We start from the raw sequence: 17,348 nt of genomic DNA, 5'->3' as shown, positions 1-17,348 counted from the left end.
TGTGGGATTCGTACAACTCGCCGACGGCGAACTGAACTACCAACTCGACGGTCCGGAACACGCCCCGGTGCTGGTGCTGTCGAACTCGCTGGGCACTGACCTGCACATGTGGGACGTGCAGATTCCGGCGCTCACCGAACACTTTCGGGTGCTGCGTTTCGACACCCGTGGTCATGGCCGTTCGCTGGTGACGCCGGGGCCATACAGCATCGAGCAGTTGGGCCGTGACGTGCTGGCATTGCTGGATGCCCTGAAAATCGAGCGCGCCCATTTTTGCGGTCTGTCCATGGGCGGGTTGATCGGTCAGTGGCTGGGGATCAACGCCGGCGAGCGTCTGCACAAACTGGTGGTGTGCAATACCGCAGCGAAGATCGGTGATCCTTCCGGCTGGAACTCGCGTATCGAAACCGTCCTGCGCGACGGTCCGGCGGCGATGGTCGCGCTGCGCGATGCGTCGATTGCCCGTTGGTTTACCCCGGACTTTGCGCAAGCCAATCCGGCGGTAGCGAAGCAGATCACCGACATGCTCGCCGCCACTTCACCGCAAGGTTATGCAGCCAATTGCGCGGCGGTACGCGATGCCGACTTCCGCGAGCAACTGTCCTTGATCAACGTGCCGAGCCTGGTCATCGCCGGCACCGAAGACGCGGTCACGCCACCTTCGGGCGGGCACTTTATTCAAGAGCAAGTGAAGGGCGCCGAGTACGCCGAGTTCTACGCCGCCCATTTGTCCAACGTTCAGGCCGGCAGTGCGTTCAGTGACCGGGTGCTGAGTTTTCTGTTGGCTGAAAAGTCTATCTGAGGAGCGATTTGTGGACGAGAAACAACGTTACGCCGACGGCATGCAAGTGCGTCGTGCAGTGCTCGGCGATGCCCATGTCGATCGCAGCCTGGCAACCCTGACCGAGTTCAATTCGGAATTTCAGGAAATGATCACCCGCCACGCCTGGGGTGACATCTGGACCCGTCCCGGTCTGCCACGCCACACCCGCAGCCTGATCACCATTGCCATGCTGATCGGCATGAACCGCAACGAAGAGCTGAAAATGCACCTGCGTTGCGCGGCGAACAACGGCGTCACCCGCGCCGAGATCAAGGAAGTGCTGATGCAGAGCGCAATCTACTGCGGCATCCCGGCGGCCAATGCGACTTTCCACCTGGCCGAGTCGGTGTGGGACGAGTTGGGCGTTGAATCGCGCGAGTAACGCTCCCTATGCCCTGACACGACTGTCAGGGCTGCAATGCCTCCGAGGAGTTCCCGTTTACACGGTATGGCTCAATGGGAATTACTGTCCCAGAACCAACTCCAAATGCCTGGCAAATGCACCGGTTGGTTGGCATCACGAACCGTGCGGGCCAGAGCCGCATCTCGCAAGGCTACATGTTCGTCGTAAAAAGGTTTGGTGGCGGTGGTCACGCCGGTCTCGCGGGCGCTGTCGAGGAGTATCTGTAGATACTCCTCCATATGCCAGGATGTGTAGCGATTGAGGTCGTGAAACGTCACGACCACCGGAATGACGCCATCAACCGTCGGCAGTTCTCCGGCCGCTATCCGTTCGCGCACCTCCGACATTTGCCTCAGCATGTTGGCACGTCGGCGTGGGCTGCCATTGAAGCCCCATATTTTGCCGTCATTGGCGCTCAGGTCGGTCAGCAACACCTGCAAGCCATGTTGTTGATACGCGGCGAACGTGCGTTTGTCGTAATTCCAGAACGGTGGGCGCAACAGCATCGGCGGGCTGCCGGTGATCGACGCTATGTCCGCAGAGCCTTGGGTGAGCGACCGTTCGAGTTCTTCCGGGGAGAGCGAGCGGTGATTGGTATGCCCCGGCGTAGCGGTATGGAAGCCCAGGATGTGGCCTTCAGCATGTTCACGCTGCATGATTGTGCGGCCCAGTTCGCTGCCACCGGCGCGGGAGGCTTGTGTCTGCACGAAGAACACGGCCTTGATGCCCGGCTCAATCGGGTTGTTGGCAAGTACGTCGAGAACGGCAGTTGTTGGATTGAAAAAACCGGACGCGCTTGGACCATCGTCGAAGGTCAGCAGAAAACGGATCGGCGGGGTCGAACGCAAAATCTGTGCGGTCTTCGGGGTCAGTTCGATCGGCGGGCCGATGCAGCCGCTGAGGCCGACCATAATGGCAAGGACTGATAAGACAGCAGCGATCAGTTTCATGATTTTGCTTTGGCCTACGACAGATCAGGATGAATGCAGACTGTCGGCGCGCAGTTATTCACCGCACCGCAAGACCGTCGCTCCTATGGAAGTCTCCATAGGAGCATAACGGGGCTGAACGGTTCATGTACTCGCGGTATTTTTATCGAGTCAGAGCAGGTTGATCGGATAGCTGACGATCAGGCGGTTTTCGTCGAATTCGTTGTTGCTGTAATCCCGACGCATGGTCGAGTTACGCCACCGGACGTTGAGGTTTTTCAGGCTGCCGCTTTGCACGGTGTAGCCGACTTCGGTCTCGCGGCCCCATTCCTTGCCGTTGGTGACGGTCCCGGTGTGCACGTTGTCGCCGCTGATGTAGCGGTTCATCAGGGTCAGGCCGGGAATGCCTGCGGCGGCGAAGTTGTAGTCGTGGCGCAATTGCCAGGATTTCTCCTGGGCGTTGTCGTAGCTTGAGTTGTAGCTGTCGTTGGCCAGCGTCCCGCCGCTGGTGCCGTTGACCCGCATCCAGGCACTGTCGCCAGTGAGTTTCTGCAAGCCGACATAGAAGGTGTTGCCACCATATTTGGCCGAGAACAGCCCGGACCAGGTTTTGTTATCAAGCTCGCCGGCCCGTGCGTTGCCGTCTTCCTTGCCATAGAAAAAGCCCAGGTTGGCGCCGAGGGTCCAGTCACCCAATGGCTGGGTATGGACCAGGTTGAGGAATTGCTGACTGTAGATGTCCTTGAGTTGGGCATTCCACACGGCGATTTGCGTGCGCTTGTCGTTGAAGCTGTATTCGGCGCCCTGGAAGTTGAAACGGTCGGACGTGACGGCGGGTTTGCCGGTCATCGACATGTCGCTCATGCTGCTGTCGTCACGCGGGCTGTTGCCGCGCATCTGACCACCGTAGAGCGTCAGGCCGTCGATTTCCTTTGAGGTGATCTGCCCACCGCGAAAGGTTTGCGGCAACGAACGCCCATCGTCCGAACGCAGGATCGGCAACACCGGCATCCACTCACCGACTTTCAACTCGGTCCGGGACAGCTTCGCCTTGAAGGCCACACCCAGACGCCCGAAGTCATCGGCCGGGCGCCCATCGTGGTCCAGCGGCAGTAACTGCGTGCCCCCGGTGCCGCGTCCGCCATCGAGTTTCACCGAGTACAGGCCCAATACGTCCATGCCGAAACCGACGGTGCCCTGGGTGAACCCGGATTTGGCATCGAGGATGAAGCTTTGCGTCCATTCTGCCGCCGTGCCCTGCGCATGGGTCGGGTTGGTGAAGTTGCGGTTGAAGTAGAAGTTGCGCAGGTTCAGGTTGGCGCTGGCGTCTTCGAGAAAACCCGATTCCTGAGCCATGACGGGCAGAGTCGCGGTCAGCAGGCTCGGCAGAATAAGGGCGGTTGTCAGAGTGAATGGCTTCATGTGCTCGGTTTCTCTAATTGTTAGGGATGCAGCAGGGCGCAGCCGCAACCTTGGGGTTGCAGTCAAAAAAAAATTCGCGAGGGCGTGGTCGGCGCAATTAGCCGGAGCGGGCGGGGTGCGCAATCATGGTGTCGAACCTGTTGTTATTGGTTTTTGTAGGTGCGAGGGAATGGTGCAGGGGATCGACGACGGGATTCAATCAGATGAACGGGGTTTTGGGCGATTAACGAACACTAATCGACACCCGTCCGGTCGCATGGCGGTATGAAATATTGTTAATTAAATCCCATAGTTGTTCGGGTCAATAATGGGTGTTCGGCTTTGTGTTCTATTAATGGCGCTGGTGTTCTTTGATGGGTGTTAAATAGAAGTATTTATTACTTTGGTTGTAAGCTGTTTCCTACAGTTATTACTTTCATTAAACGACTGTCGATCATTGCCAGTTAACCTTAAGAAACGGTGTTATCGATTATCGTGAAACGGTTTAAAGGGAGCCATGGGTATGGCTGGAAAAGAGCAGAGGCCTTGCTATATTCAAAGTCCTCAGGGCGGGCAAGGAAAAGTCTCGTGCGTCGTCAGGAGGTACGTTTTCGTCATGCGGAAATAACAAGGAGAAGTACCATGAGCAATAAAGTCAATCAGCAGACCTTGGCCACGGTTGTTGGACGTGCCGTGTTGGATCCGGGTTTTGCCGATGCACTTCACAATGATCCTGCCACGGCAGCTAAAAATGTCGGTGTGCATCTAAGTGCTGATGAAATTGCGGCGGTTAAAGGCATTGATGCTGCAAAACTGTCGGCCGCCTCTGCCAGTATTCGAAGCGATCTGGGACCGAGTGCGATATTTGATACCCAGCAACAGCAAGCGCGCATGGATTAAAGGCCGGTGATGTCATTTGGCGTGCCCCGAAAGGTGGGTCTTTCACGGTGGTACGCCGAATGGCTTTATGAAATGTCATGAAGCAAAGCGGCCGAGCGCGGAGTGAATGACTGATGTCTGTCATCTTGGCTCCAATGGATAACGCGGACTTTGTCAGGTTCGCCGAAAGAGCCGTTGCCGAATATGGCGACGGTATGCTCGTCGCGGGTGAATGGGCCCGGGAGGAAGCGTCGCAAAAGGCCCGAAGTGTCTTCGAACAATTGTTGCCGCAAGGGCGACTGACTGAAAAAAACCAGCTCTGGGTGATCAAGGATCAAGAGCGTCGCATTGGCGAGTTGTGGGTCGCCGAGCGCCGCACCGGTGCCGGCAAGAGTGCCTTCATTCTGGATATTTACATTAACCCCGGAGAGCGCCGCCAGGGTTATGCAAAGCAATCACTGTTGGCCCTCGAGTCATGGGCACGTCAGGCGGGATGCGAAGAAGTGCGACTGCATGTCTTTGGTCGCAACGCTGCGGCGCGTCGTCTTTATGAACAATCAGGGTATGGCATCGCCAGTCTGACGATGGCGAAGCCGTTGCCGCCTACCTAAGGGAAGGTTGAAAAATGGAAATCGGGAACAGTGGTCTGCGTGAGCTATCCGATGACGAGTTGTTTCAGGGCACGACATTCCTGCCGGACACGGAGCTTTCACGATTTGAAGTATTACTGGAGCGTGTCAGCCGGAATCGCTACACGAGCTTTGTTGCGCTGTACTCCGAACTTTTTCAACTGTTTCCCGATGCTCCGCAGGTGGCGGAATTTTTCGAGCAGGCGTTTAATCTTATCGTGCCGCCGACCCGCGAGCAGCGCGTGATTATTAATGATCCGGTGTTTCAAGTGTGGAGTGTGTTGACCACTCATTATGCCAACTTGGTCATCACGAAAAAGGCGGCGAATACCGATGCGTTAGAGCAACTGTTGATCGAGTTTCCACTGATGCTGGCACGAGTGAAAAAAACCGACAGTGTTCACATGAATGATTATTGCCCTCCCGTGTATCGGTTTGATGTTGATCCGTTGGTGATGAGAGTGGCGCCGCCTAGTTATGAATTTCCGGAAGATGAAGCAACCCGTAAACAATTGGAGCGTCATGGTCATTCCGTGCGTTTCTTTTGCGATGTGGTGAATATTGCCTTGTTGCGGATAGAACACACGTGGCCCGCCTGCCGCGAACAGTTTAGAAAACTGGTCAAGTCCATTTGCTATTTGCCTGATGGTTTATTTCGAAGCTGTTCGGCTTCGCGTTTCACCGGGATCATCCTCGTATCAAGCCGGGATGATTCGATACTCGACCTGGAAGAGTCGCTGGTGCATGAGGCCACTCATCAGTTGCTCTACAACATTGTCGAAGTGTGCCCGGTCGTCAAGGATGAGACCTCGCGGGAGGCGTTGTTCACCTTGCCGTGGTCGGGGCAGAAGCGTGACCTCTATGGCTATTTTCATGCGTTTTTCGTGTATGTCGCGCTGGTCAAATACCTGGGACGGGTTCGCTCGCGCTCGCCCCATGAACTGCAACGGGCGCAAAAACGGCTGGTGTTCATCCTGCAAGGCTTGATCAAGGCGTTGCCCGATTTCGACGCCAGCACGGATTTCACACCTCAAGGGCGCCAACTGCTGGGAAACCTGATCAAAGAAGTCAGAGCGCTGGAAAGTCAATACGCCGGGCTATTGGCGATATCGGGGGCTGCGGCGGGGGCTAATCGCATGCTGGGCCTGACCGGTTGACGCCAGGGAGGCAAACATGGCGATGTTTGATGCTTCGCAATTTCCCGAGGCTGGCGTCGGGCTGGAATACCATTTGCCACGGCACACGCCTCAGGATGAGTTATCGGAAGAGGGGCTCGACCCGACCGTCGAACGGATTCTCGCTGAGGGTTTGCCATACTTCGATTATGTCGAGTTTCAACCGACGCACTGCATTCTGGAACCGCGTCTGCTTGAGCTCGGTGCGCAAGTACCGAGCTTGCTGCATTCTTCCAGTTTGTCCCTGGGCAGCGTGGGCATCGCGATGGACCGCGAGTTTCTGCAAATGACTCGGCGGCTGTGCGAGAAAACCCGCTCGCCTTGGCTGGCCGAGCATATTTCCTGGTCACGGTTTCACGGTGGTGACACTCAGCACTTCATTTTACCGACCCTGGCCCAAGAGGTGGCTGACACGGTGGTGGCCAACGCCATTGAATTGCGTGACCTCACGGCAACGCTGCTGGTTCTGGAAAACGCGCCGCGGTTGTTTTCGTTGCGCGATGCACAAGAACAATCTGAAGGAGCGTTCATCTCCAGGGTGGTGGAGCGCAGTGGCTCGGGCTTTCTGCTGGACCTCGACAGCGCGATCGCGACCGCCAGATCCCTGGGTTACGACCTGAACAACTACTTGCGTTCGCTGCCGCTGGACCGGCTGATTGAAATACATACCGGCCATCCGCGGCGGGATTGGGACATCTTGCGTCACTTGTTTGATTCATCACCGGTGAAAGCGATCACCCTTGAGTGGGATATTTCCCGTAAAACCGATGACGCAGAACTGTTGACGTTGATCACGGCCATCAAGTCCTTGAGACCCAAGGCGTTGTCCTGGCAGGGGCACGATCAGCCGGGCGTGCAAGAAACACCGTCGGAGGGTGCACAAACCCTGTTGAAACTCAGGGAAAGCACCTGGCTCAGCGTCGGCTCGGCATCGTTTTTTATCCGCGATCGGCAGTGGGACCTGAGTCTGGAATTCGCTGTGATGTTTCTGCCGTTGCTGCGCCACTTCCTGACTCCCCAGACACTGGGCAGTGCCTTGTTGCTGCCGGGCGTTATGCAGAGTCCCGAGCAGGACGACAATCTGGCGTTCCTGCGGGAACTGGTCAGCCTGGGTGTCTTGCAGCCGGTCGAGACGCCATCTGACACTTCCGTTGAGCGTAGCCACCCGGCCAGCCTTTGGACCCATTGGGACGTTGCGCTGGAGTTTTACCTGAGTACCCGGACCGGGTCGCACACGCCCTACATCAGCGTCAGCGATCTGGAAACGCAGCTTGAGCAAAAGGCTTCGGCGCGACGTCAGCCGTCGGCGTTCAAGGATTATTTGTCCCATCCGTTCATTGCCCTGGAAAACCCGCTGCTGGTGCCTTCCTGCGCGATCGCTCAATCGACATTGCTCGATTCGCTGTGCGACCGCCGCACATCGCGAACCTTCAGTGATCAACCGTTGAGCGCGCAGAATCTGTCCCTGTTGCTCTACTACACCTGGGGTGCGACGGTCATGGAACAGAACCGCATGGGCGACTACTTCCTGAAGAAAACCTCACCGGCCGGCGGTTCGCTGCAGGGCACGGAGGTCTATGCGGTGCTGATGAATGTGCAAGGTTTCGAACGCGGTCTTTACCACTATTCGGTACGCCGTCATGGGCTTGAGTTGCTTTCCCGGGAAGACCCGCGGGTCTGGATCAACGAAGCCTGTGGCGCACAGCCGTGGATCAAGGGCGCAGCGGCGGTGTTTGTCTCCACGGCGCGGGTCGAGCGGATGGCCTGGAAATACCAGTTCAGCCGGGCACTGCGGGTGGCGCTGATGGATGCCGGGCATCTGAGTCAGACCTTTTCGCTGGTGGCCACCGCCCTGGGCCTGGGCTGTTTCACCACCGCGGCATTACGCGATGAACTGTTCGAAAACCGGCTGGGACTCAACTATCTGGAGGAGCCGGTGTTTCTGGTCAATGGGGTTGGAGGGTGAGGCGTTCTGTCAGTTTAAATTGGCCCGATAGAAGCCGGTGATGAAGGCTAATGCCAGTCAGTTAAGCCAGTACGCAATCCGTAGCAGCTGGCGAAGCCTGCGTTCGGCTGCGAAGCGGCCGTAAAATCATGCAATGCGGTCTTCCAGTAATCCGTGTATGCCGAATTTACGACGGCTACGCCGCCGAACGCAGGCTTCGCCAGCTGCTACGGGGAATGTGCCTGGCCTGAAAGCCCTTAACTTTCCGGCATTAGTCATAAAGGCGGGCTCTCTATTCGTGCTCCGATCAGCAGGACCAATGCCATTGGTCGGAATCCGCCGCTACCTGTTATTTCTGACAGTAGCTGCGCGGTGTCGATTGGTGTTGGATGGCAACACCCTCCGCTGACCCAGGTGCTTGTCCATGACTTCGCTGAATACTGCCGAACAAAGGCTTGTCGACCTCCCGGACTTTGAGGCACCGACCATCAGGCAAGCGCCCGATGGCGTTGACCTGTTTCCGATCACTGCCGATGGCCGTTTGACCGTGGAGATTCTGGGGGGATTGCTCAAGAACGACCGAATCATTGTCAGCTGCATTGCCGAACCCGGTAGCCACAAGGACGCGTCATACACCTCGGTGTCGTTACTGGTAACCACAGATGGTCGTAGAGCCGTCAACCTGCCGATCTCGATTATTGCCTTCAGCCTGGGGCAGACGATCACCTTCAGGTATGAGGTCGAACGCGGGGGGGAGAAGAAAGACTCAGAGCCGTTGATCTTGAACGTGTTGCCGATTCCGCAGGAGCGGCTGCCCATGCCACGAGCGCTCGATGCGCAAGAGGGTGGAGAGGGGGAGGTGTGGGACCTGACGCAAGGGACCCATGACCGCACGATTCGACTGGATACGTGGCCGCTGATTGCGCCGGGGCAGCTTGTTACTTTTTATCTGAGAGGCGAGCAAGCGGACGGATCACGTTGGTGGGCCAGTGTTCTTGCTTCGTCTAGAGACAATGCAGCGCCTTGGGGTAATGCCGCTTATCGCGATGTCCAGGTACGTTTCCAGGATCTGAAGCATTTTCGTAATGGCAGCGCTGTGGCGTCGGTGTTCGAGGTCAATTTCAATCAGATCAGGAATTCACCCAGGGTAGTCAGTTTCCCGGTGCGAACCTATACCGTCATGACAAACGAGCAGGCGACTCCCAAAATTATTGCGCTGACAGACTCCAAGGGAACACCCATTCTTGAAGGTGGCACTACAACGGACTCTCGGGCGAGAGTGACGGCGACGGGAGAGCCGGAAGGCGAGGTCGTTTTTTTTGATGATGCTGACCGTGTCGGTGGCGGTGCCTTTAGTGCTACAGGTACATGGGAGAGTGCGTTACATGCGCCGTTCGCGCCGGGAGAACACTCACTTAAGTTCGTGGGGGATTACGGCAACAAACCGGAGTCAAACGTCTGGAGGTTTACCGTGGTGACACCCTCGAAAACCTGAGCGCTTTCAGGGCCGTTCTCACTTGCAGTACCAACCGGCCTTTAACACCGATTTCAAGCCGAAAAAAAAGCCCACCAAATGGTGGGCTTCGTTTTTACGCGATTATCGGAACATCTTCAGCTTCGGTGCTTCTTCTTTCACCGGCTCGTTCTTCGCGGTTTGCGCGTTCCAGCCACCCCCCAGGGCCTTGTACAGGTTCACTTCGCTGAGCAGTTGCGAGAGGCGGTCGGTGATCAACGATTGCTGCGCGCTGAACAACTGACGCTGGGCGTCGAGGAAGGTCAGGTTGCTGTCGACACCGATGCGGTAGCGACGCTCGGCCAGGCGTAGTAATTTTGGTACGCCGCCACGGGCTTGAGCTGCTTTCCCGGGAAGCCCCGTGAGTCTGAATGCGGGTGGCGCTGATGGATGCCGGGCATCTGAGTCAGACCTTTTCACTGGTGGCCACCGCCCTGGGCCTGGGCTGTTTCACCACCGCGGCATTACGCGATGAACTGTTCGAAAACCGGCTGGGACTCCACTATCTGGAAGAACCGGTGTTTCTGGTCAACGGGGTTGGAGGGTGAGGCGTTCTGTCATTTGAAATTGCCCCCCCATAAAACCCGTCATTAAAGCTAATGCCTGTGCCCCCAAAAGATCGCAGCCTGCGGCAGCTCCTACGCCGAGCAGTCGAATGCGTATGTAAACCCGTAGCAGCTGTCGAGCCCGCGAGGCTGCGTTCGAGGACGCAGTCCTCGCAAATCCTGTATACGCGGTACGTCTGAAAAAACGTGTTGCTTGATTTTACGACCGCTTCGCGGCCGAACGCAGCCTCGCGGGCTCGACAGCTGCTACGGGTGTTTAAGCTTGCCTACGCAGTGCCCATCAGAGGCTACAGCGCCTTGCGTCACGGCCTACACCTGCGCCAGAATCCGCCGGCTTGTGCGCTTTGGTCGTCGCCTCTATTGTTTCCGTGTCACTGACCATCAGTGATCGGGTTTAGTAGCCCGCGTTAACTTTCCAACGGTTGCACGAGCGTCATCCAGTCAGGTTTCTGCCTGTACTTGATGGTGGCTGTGCGCATGGCGCCCTCGGGCGCGCCGGTTTTGGTGGGTTAACCGGTCTACTAACTTGTGCACAGCTGCCACCCTAATGAGATGGTCAGCCCAGTACGGGAACCCCGATAGATCTAAACTTACGCCGAATCCTCCCGAAACCGACCCTGTTTCCCCCTACGCCTCCCTCGATTCAAAAGAACTCCACGCCGCCGCGCACCGTGCGCTCGATCACTACCTGGTGCTACCCGAGACCAAGGCATTGCTGGCCGACCGACGCCCCGGCTGCATTTTCGTCATCGCCCCCGACGTCGACTCTGAAACCCTGCTGGCCCACGCCTGCGAAACCCTTGCCTCGGCCAATGTCATGGCCAGCGATCTGGCGTTTGAGCTTGAAGGGCCCAAGCGCAATACCGCGCTGGCGATTCAGCAGATGATTTCCTTGGCCGAGTTGGCGGTAAATCGCGCACTGGACCACCTCGATCCACCCGAACCCGCGTAGGAGCTGCCGAGGCTGCGATCTTTTGCCAGTAACGGGAATACCGAAAATCAACATCAAATGATCGCAGGCTGCGCCAGCTCCTACGCGGGACACTTCAATCGGCGGAGCTGCCGGAGGCTGCGATCTTTTGGGCCGCCAACATTTAACCGACAGACATTAGTCAAGAAAGCGGGTTTTCTATTCGTGCTCCGATCAGCAGCACCGATACCATTGGTCGAAATTCGCCGCTACCTGTTATTTCTGACAGTAGCTGCTTGGTTTCGATTGGCGTTAGATGGCAACACCCTCCGCTGACCCAGGTGCTTGTTCATGACTTCGCTGAATACTGCCGAACAAAGGCTTGTCGACCTCCCGGACTTTGAGGCACCGACCATCAGGCAAGCGCCCGATGGCGTTGACCTGTTTCCGATCACTGCCGATGGCCGTTTGACCGTGGAGATTCTGGGGGGATTGCTCAAGAACGACCGAATCATTGTCAGCTGCATTGCCGAACCCGGTAGCCACAAGGACGCGTCATACACCTCGGTGTCGTTACTGGTAACCACAGATGGTCGTAGAGCCGTCAACCTGCCGATCTCGATTATTGCCTTCAGCCTGGGGCAGACGATCACCTTCAGGTATGAGGTCGAACGCGGGGGGGAGAAGAAAGACTCAGAGCCGTTGATCTTGAACGTGTTGCCGATTCCGCAGGAGCGGCTGCCAATGCCACGAGCGCTTGATGCGGAAGATGGTGGAGAGGGGGAGGTGTGGGACCTGACTGAGGGGACCCATGACCGTACGATCAGGCTGAGTACGTGGCCGTTGATTGCGTCTGGGCAGCTTGTCGAATTGCGGGTGCGTGGAGAGCAGGCGGATGGATCAGATTGGTGGCTTGTTGTCTTGTCTTGGTGGGGGGATAAGGGCGACAACGCCGAGCCTTGGGGAAGTGCCGCTTATCGCGATGTCCAGGCACGCTTTCGAGATCTGAAGCATTTTCGTAATGGCAGCCATGTGAGGCTGGAGTTCAGGGTCAAATTCAATCAGATACAGGGGCCGTCCAAGGAAGTCAGCTTCCCGGTGCGAACCTATACCGTCATGACAAACGAGCAGGCGACTCCCAAAATCATTGCACTGACAGACTCCAAGGGAACACCAATCCTTGAAGGTGGCACTACAACGGACTCTCGGGTGAGAGTGACGGCGACGGGAGAGCCGGAAGGCGAGGTCGTTTTTTTTGATGGTGCTGACCGTGTCGGCGGTGGTGTCTTTCTCCCTACAGGTGAATGGTGGGGTGTGTTGCTAAAGCCGTTCGCGCCGGGAGAACACTCACTTAAGTTCGTGGGGGATTACGGCAACAAACCGGAGTCAAACGTCTGGAGGTTTACCGTGGTGGCACCCTTGAAAACCTGAGCGCTTTCAGGGCCGTTCTCACTTGCAGTACCAACAGGCCTTTAACACCAATTTCAAGCCGAAAAAAAGCCCACCATCAGGTGGGCTTCGTTTTTGCTGGTGTTATCAGAGCATTGTTATCAGAACATCTTCAGCTTCGGTGCTTCTTCCTTCACCGGTTCGTTCTTCGCGGTTTGCGCGTTCCAGCCACCACCCAGCGCCTTGTACAGGTTCACTTCGCTGACCAGTTGCGACAGGCGGTCGGTGATCAATGATTGCTGCGCGCTGAACAACTGACGCTGGGCGTCGAGGAAGGTCAGGTTGCTGTCGACACCGATGCGGTAGCGACGCTCGGCCAGGCGGTAGTAGTTCTGGTTGGCGGCAACCAGATCACGCTGGGCCTGCAACTGTTCGTTGAAGGTCAGGCGTGCGGCGAGGCCGTCAGAGACTTCCTGGAAGGCGGTCTGGATCGACTTCTCGTACTGCGCGATGGTGATGTCTTTCTGGATTTTCGAGTAATCCAGGCTGGCGCTCAGGCTACCTGCATTGAAGATCGGCAGGTTGATTTGTGGCTGGAACAGCCAGGTCCCCGAACCACCCTTGAACAGACCGGAGAGGTCCGGGCTGAGGGTGCCGGCATTGGCGGTCAGGCTGATGCTCGGGAAGAACGCTGCCCGTGCCGCGCCGATGTTGGCGTTGGCGGCCTTGAGCTTGTGTTCGGCTTCAAGGATGTCCGGGCGACGTTGCAGCAGGTCGGACGGCAGACCGGCTGGCACTTCGCTGAGCAGGTCATCGGACAGCGGTTGGCTCGCTGCCAGGTTGGCCGGTATACCGGTGCCCAACAGCAGCGCCAGGCTGTTTTCATCCTGGGCAACCAGGCGAGTGAATTTCGCCTGTTGTACCCGGGCAGTCTCCACGGCCGTACGCGACTGGCTCAGGTCCAGCGCCGAAGCCACGCCGACTTCGTTGCTACGGCTGGTGAGCCGGTAGCTTTCTTCGAAGGTCGCGAGGGTGTCCTGGGACAGTTTCAGCTGTTCCTTGTCGGCCTGCCAGGTCAGGTAGGCATTGGCCACGCTGGCCACCAGGCTGATCTGGGTGCTGCGGCGTGCTTCTTCAGTGGCGAAGTACGATTGCAGCGCTTGTTCGTTCAGGCTGCGAACCCGACCGAACAGGTCGAGTTCATAGGCGCTGACGCCCACGGTGGCTGAATAGGAACTGACGATACCCGCTTCACCGGTCTGCGAGGCCCGCGCCGGAACCCGCTGACGGCTGCCGGTGCCGGTCGCCGAGACGGCCGGGAACAGGTCGGCGCGCGAGATGCGGTATTGAGCCGCAAAGGCGTCGATGTTCAGCGCCGCGACACGCAGGTCGCGGTTGTTTTCCAGAGCGGTCTGGATCAGCTGTTGCAGCGCCGGGTCATGGAAAAACTGCTTCCAGCCTTGTTCGGCGGCTGCCTGGTTCGCGGCCTGGGCCGGCGAGTACGCCGGACCTTGTGGGTATTGCGCCGCAATCGGTGCCGCGGGCTGCTGATAATCCGGTATCAGCGAGCAGCCACCGAGCACGAACGCGGCGACGGCTAGGGAGAGTAGCGACTTGCTCATTGGCCAGCCTCTTTAGGAGTTTCTATAGCGCCGTCATCCTGATCCGCAGTTTTGCGTTGACCCATCGACGACACAGTGACAAAGAACAGTGGGACCCAGAAGATCGCCAGAACCGTGGCCGTCAGCATACCGCCGATTACCCCGGTACCGATCGCATGCTGGCTACCCGAACCTGCGCCGGTGGAAATGGCCAGAGGTACCACACCGAGGACGAAGGCCAGCGAGGTCATGATGATCGGTCGCAGACGCATCCGACACGCTTCGATGGCGGCGTCCGCCAGGCTGCGCCCTTGTTCATGCAGTTCCTTGGCAAACTCGACAATCAGAATGGCGTTTTTCGCCGCCAGACCGATGGTTGTCAACAGACCTACCTGGAAGTACACGTCGTTGGACAGGCCGCGCAGGCTGGTAGCGAGCAAGGCACCGATGATCCCCAGCGGTACAACCAGCATTACCGCAATCGGAATCGACCAGCTTTCGTACAGCGCTGCCAGACAGAGGAAGACCATCAGCAATGACAATGCGTACAGCGCAGGTGCTTGCGAGCCGGACAGACGTTCCTCGTATGACAGACCGGTCCAGGAAATACCGACACCGGCCGGCAGTTTCTGGGCCAGGGCTTCGACTTCGGCCATGGCTTCACCGGTACTGTAACCAGGCGCTGGAGCACCGAGGATTTCCATTGCTTCTACACCGTTATAACGCGCCAGTTTCGGCGAGCCGTAGATCCACTCGCCCTTGGCGAACGCGGAGAACGGAACCATGGTGCCCTGGCTGTTGCGTACGTACCATTTCTTCAGGTCTTCAGGGCTCATGCGAGCACCTGGCTGACCTTGTACGTAAACCTTTTTCACTCGACCACGGTCGATGAAGTCGTTGACGTAGCTACTGCCCAGCGCAATCGACAGGGTGTTGTTGATATCGCTCATCGTGACGCCCAGGGCGCTGGCTTTTTCGTCATCGATTTCCAGTTGGTATTGCGGCTCGTCGTTCAGGCCGTTCGGACGCACCTGCGACAGCACCTTGCTCTGCGCCGCCATGCCGAGGAACTGGTTGCGGGCAGCCATCAACTTGTCGTGACCGATGCCGGCGCGGTCCTGCAGGAACACGTCGAAGCCGGTGGCGTTACCCAATTCCAGTACCGCAGGTGGCGCGAATGCGAACACCATGGCGTCACGGAAGGTGAAGAAGTGTTGTTGGGCGCGGGCAGCGACCTTGAACACGCTGTTGTCGGCGTTACGTTCGTCCCATGGTCTGAGCATGATGAACGCCATGCCCGAGCTCTGGCCACGACCGGCGAAGTTGAAGCCGGTCACGGTAAACACCGAGTTCACCGCATCGCCTTCACCGCCATCCTTGCCTGGACGCAGCAGGAATTCTCGCATCTCGTCCACGACCACTTGGGTACGCTGGGAGGTGGAGCCGGCCGGGGTCTGGACCTGGGCAAACAGTACGCCCTGGTCTTCTTCCGGGAGGAACGCTGTCGGGATCCGCGCGAACAGCCAGATCATGCCGACCACGATGACCAGGTAGGCCAGCAGGAACGGGGCCTTGTGCTTGAGCATGTTGCCGACACCGCGCTCGTAGCTTTTGACGCTACGGTCGAAGTTGCGGTTGAACCAGCCGAAGAAGCCGCGTTTCGGAACGCCGTGCTCGCCTTTCGGAATGGCCTTGAGCATGGTGGCGCAAAGCGCCGGGGTGAAGATCAAGGCCACCATGACCGACAACGCCATGGCCGACACGATGGTGATCGAGAACTGCTTGTAGATCACCCCGGTCGAACCGCTGAAGAACGCCATCGGCAGCAGTACCGCCGACAGAACCAGGGCGATACCGACCAGTGCACCCTGGATCTGGCCCATGGATTTCTTGGTGGCTTCCTTGGGCGACAGTCCTTCTTCGCTCATCACCCGTTCGACGTTTTCCACCACGACGATGGCATCGTCCACCAGCAAGCCGATGGCGAGCACCATGCCGAACATGGTCAGGGTGTTGATGCTGAAACCGAACGCCGCGAGGATCCCGAATGTACCCAGCAGAACCACCGGTACGGTCATGGTCGTGATGACCGTGGCGCGGAAGTTTTGCAGGAACAGGAACATCACCAGGAACACCAGCACGATCGCTTCGACCAGGGTTTCAACGACACCCTTGATCGACTCGGTCACCACTGGCGTGGTGTCGTACGGGAACACCACTTCCATCCCTTCCGGGAAGAACGGCTTGAGGTCGTTGATGGTTTTGCGCAGGGCTTTGGCGGTGTCGAGGGCGTTGGCACCGTTGGCCAGTTTCACCGCAAGACCGGACGCCGGGCTGCCGTTGAACTGGGCGCTGATGCTGTAGTTTTCACCACCGAGGCCGACATCGGCGACATCGGACAGGCGAACCTGCGAGCCGTCCTTGTTGACTCGGAGCAGGATTTCCTTGAACTGCTCGGCCGTCTGCAAGCGGGTCTTGCCGATGATCGTGGCGTTCAGTTGCTGGCCGGGCAGGGCTGGCAGGCCGCCGAGCTGGCCGGAGGAAACCTGGACGTTCTGTGCGGCGATCGCGGTTTTGACATCGACCGGGGTCAGGTTGAAGTTGTTCAACTTGGCCGGATCGAGCCAGATACGCATGGCGTACTGGGCACCGAACACCTGGAAGTCACCCACACCCGCAGTCCGCGAGATCGGGTCCTGCATGTTGGAAACGATGTAGTTGGACAGGTCGTCCTTGGTCATGCTGCCGTCGTGCGAGACCACGCCGATAACCATCAGGAAGTTTTTCACTGCCTTGGTCACACGGATACCCTGTTGCTGCACTTCTTGCGGCAGCAGCGGGGTGGCCAGGTTCAGTTTGTTCTGGACCTGAACCTGCGCGGTATCGGAGTTGGTGCCCTGCTCGAAGGTCGCGGTAATGGTCATGCTGCCGTCGGAGTTACTTTCCGAGGACACATAACGCAGGTTATCGATACCGTTGAGCTGCTGCTCGATCACTTGCACCACGGTGTCCTGCACGGTCTGTGCAGAAGCACCCGGGTAGGTGACGGAAATGGCGATCGCCGGCGGGGCGATGCTCGGGTACTGGTTGATCGGCAATTTGAGGATCGATAGAGCCCCGACCAACATGATCACCAGGGCAATTACCCAGGCGAAAATCGGACGGTCGATAAAAAATTTCGACAT

The 17,348-nt window shown here is 57.9% G+C and carries 14 protein-coding genes and 1 pseudogene; 10 read left to right on the top strand and 5 right to left on the bottom strand.

The features are described from left to right. Nucleotide 1: 1 nt before the first annotated feature. Both pcaD and pcaC read left to right on the top strand, forming a co-directional pair. Entirely contained in the window at nucleotides 2-802 is an 801-nt protein-coding gene (gene pcaD, locus BK659_RS25575; RefSeq protein ID WP_123428242.1) for a 3-oxoadipate enol-lactonase, read from the top strand. A 10-nt stretch (nucleotides 803-812) separates the two neighbouring features. Continuing rightward, nucleotides 813-1,205 (top strand): 4-carboxymuconolactone decarboxylase, encoded by a 393-nt coding sequence (gene pcaC / locus BK659_RS25570; protein ID WP_123428240.1) that lies wholly within the window; start codon nucleotides 813-815, stop codon nucleotides 1,203-1,205. Nucleotides 1,206-1,276: 71 nt separating this feature from the next. Here the strand turns inward: pcaC and BK659_RS25565 are convergent, their stop codons facing one another. Then, on the bottom strand, nucleotides 1,277-2,176 hold the full coding sequence (locus BK659_RS25565) for a polysaccharide deacetylase family protein (protein ID WP_123428238.1): 900 nt from the start codon (nucleotides 2,174-2,176) through the stop codon (nucleotides 1,277-1,279). Between the two features lie 150 nt (nucleotides 2,177-2,326). Next, nucleotides 2,327-3,511, bottom strand: coding sequence for an OprD family porin (locus BK659_RS25560; protein ID WP_404942549.1), 1,185 nt, complete (start codon nucleotides 3,509-3,511; stop codon nucleotides 2,327-2,329). Between the two features lie 687 nt (nucleotides 3,512-4,198). Here BK659_RS25560 and BK659_RS25555 point away from each other — a divergent pair. The 5 genes from BK659_RS25555 (at nucleotide 4,199) to BK659_RS25535 (ending at nucleotide 9,679) form a co-directional block, all read left to right on the top strand. Continuing rightward, on the top strand, nucleotides 4,199-4,456 hold the full coding sequence (locus BK659_RS25555) for an Os1348 family RiPP precursor (RefSeq protein WP_123428233.1): 258 nt from the start codon (nucleotides 4,199-4,201) through the stop codon (nucleotides 4,454-4,456). Nucleotides 4,457-4,569: 113 nt separating this feature from the next. Continuing rightward, nucleotides 4,570-5,046: a GNAT family N-acetyltransferase gene (locus BK659_RS25550; RefSeq protein ID WP_123428231.1), complete on the top strand. Its 477-nt coding sequence runs from the start codon at nucleotides 4,570-4,572 to the stop codon at nucleotides 5,044-5,046. A 14-nt stretch (nucleotides 5,047-5,060) separates the two neighbouring features. Beyond that, nucleotides 5,061-6,221 (top strand): aKG-HExxH-type peptide beta-hydroxylase, encoded by a 1,161-nt coding sequence (locus BK659_RS25545; protein ID WP_123428228.1) that lies wholly within the window; start codon nucleotides 5,061-5,063, stop codon nucleotides 6,219-6,221. Nucleotides 6,222-6,237: 16 nt separating this feature from the next. Beyond that, nucleotides 6,238-8,205, top strand: coding sequence for a multinuclear nonheme iron-dependent oxidase (locus BK659_RS25540; RefSeq protein ID WP_123428227.1), 1,968 nt, complete (start codon nucleotides 6,238-6,240; stop codon nucleotides 8,203-8,205). A 403-nt stretch (nucleotides 8,206-8,608) separates the two neighbouring features. Beyond that, the gene (locus BK659_RS25535; protein ID WP_123428225.1) at nucleotides 8,609-9,679 is read left to right on the top strand and encodes a hypothetical protein; all 1,071 of its coding nucleotides are present in this window, start codon (nucleotides 8,609-8,611) and stop codon (nucleotides 9,677-9,679) included. A 102-nt stretch (nucleotides 9,680-9,781) separates the two neighbouring features. Here BK659_RS25535 and BK659_RS25530 read toward each other — a convergent pair. Further along, nucleotides 9,782-10,006, bottom strand: a pseudogene (locus BK659_RS25530) (TolC family protein); the annotation flags it as partial. A gap of 113 nt (nucleotides 10,007-10,119) precedes the next feature. Between BK659_RS25530 and BK659_RS25525 the strand changes: the two are divergent. The 3 genes from BK659_RS25525 to BK659_RS25515 all read left to right on the top strand — a co-directional run bounded on the left by BK659_RS25525 (nucleotide 10,120) and on the right by BK659_RS25515 (nucleotide 12,604). Further along, nucleotides 10,120-10,245, top strand: a complete 126-nt coding sequence (locus tag BK659_RS25525) for a nitroreductase family protein (protein ID WP_259740316.1) — start codon at nucleotides 10,120-10,122, stop codon at nucleotides 10,243-10,245. Between the two features lie 565 nt (nucleotides 10,246-10,810). Continuing rightward, nucleotides 10,811-11,215, top strand: coding sequence for a DUF6124 family protein (locus BK659_RS25520; RefSeq protein ID WP_123428221.1), 405 nt, complete (start codon nucleotides 10,811-10,813; stop codon nucleotides 11,213-11,215). A gap of 309 nt (nucleotides 11,216-11,524) precedes the next feature. Beyond that, complete coding sequence (locus BK659_RS25515; protein ID WP_123428219.1) at nucleotides 11,525-12,604, top strand: hypothetical protein; 1,080 nt, start codon at nucleotides 11,525-11,527, stop codon at nucleotides 12,602-12,604. Between the two features lie 119 nt (nucleotides 12,605-12,723). Here the strand turns inward: BK659_RS25515 and adeC are convergent, their stop codons facing one another. Together adeC and emhB are read right to left on the bottom strand one after the other, a co-directional pair. Beyond that, nucleotides 12,724-14,184: an AdeC/AdeK/OprM family multidrug efflux complex outer membrane factor gene (gene adeC / locus BK659_RS25510; protein WP_123428217.1), complete on the bottom strand. Its 1,461-nt coding sequence runs from the start codon at nucleotides 14,182-14,184 to the stop codon at nucleotides 12,724-12,726. Further along, complete coding sequence (gene emhB, locus BK659_RS25505; protein WP_123428215.1) at nucleotides 14,181-17,348, bottom strand: efflux RND transporter permease subunit EmhB; 3,168 nt, start codon at nucleotides 17,346-17,348, stop codon at nucleotides 14,181-14,183. The genes adeC and emhB overlap by 4 nt, the downstream gene beginning before the upstream one ends.

Origin of the sequence: Pseudomonas brassicacearum, assembly GCF_003732225.1 — a bacterium.
Classification (GTDB): Bacteria; Pseudomonadota; Gammaproteobacteria; order Pseudomonadales; family Pseudomonadaceae; genus Aquipseudomonas; species Aquipseudomonas brassicacearum_E.
Note: the sequence above shows the minus strand (reverse complement) of the source record. Positions and strands in the feature narration are given on the sequence as shown.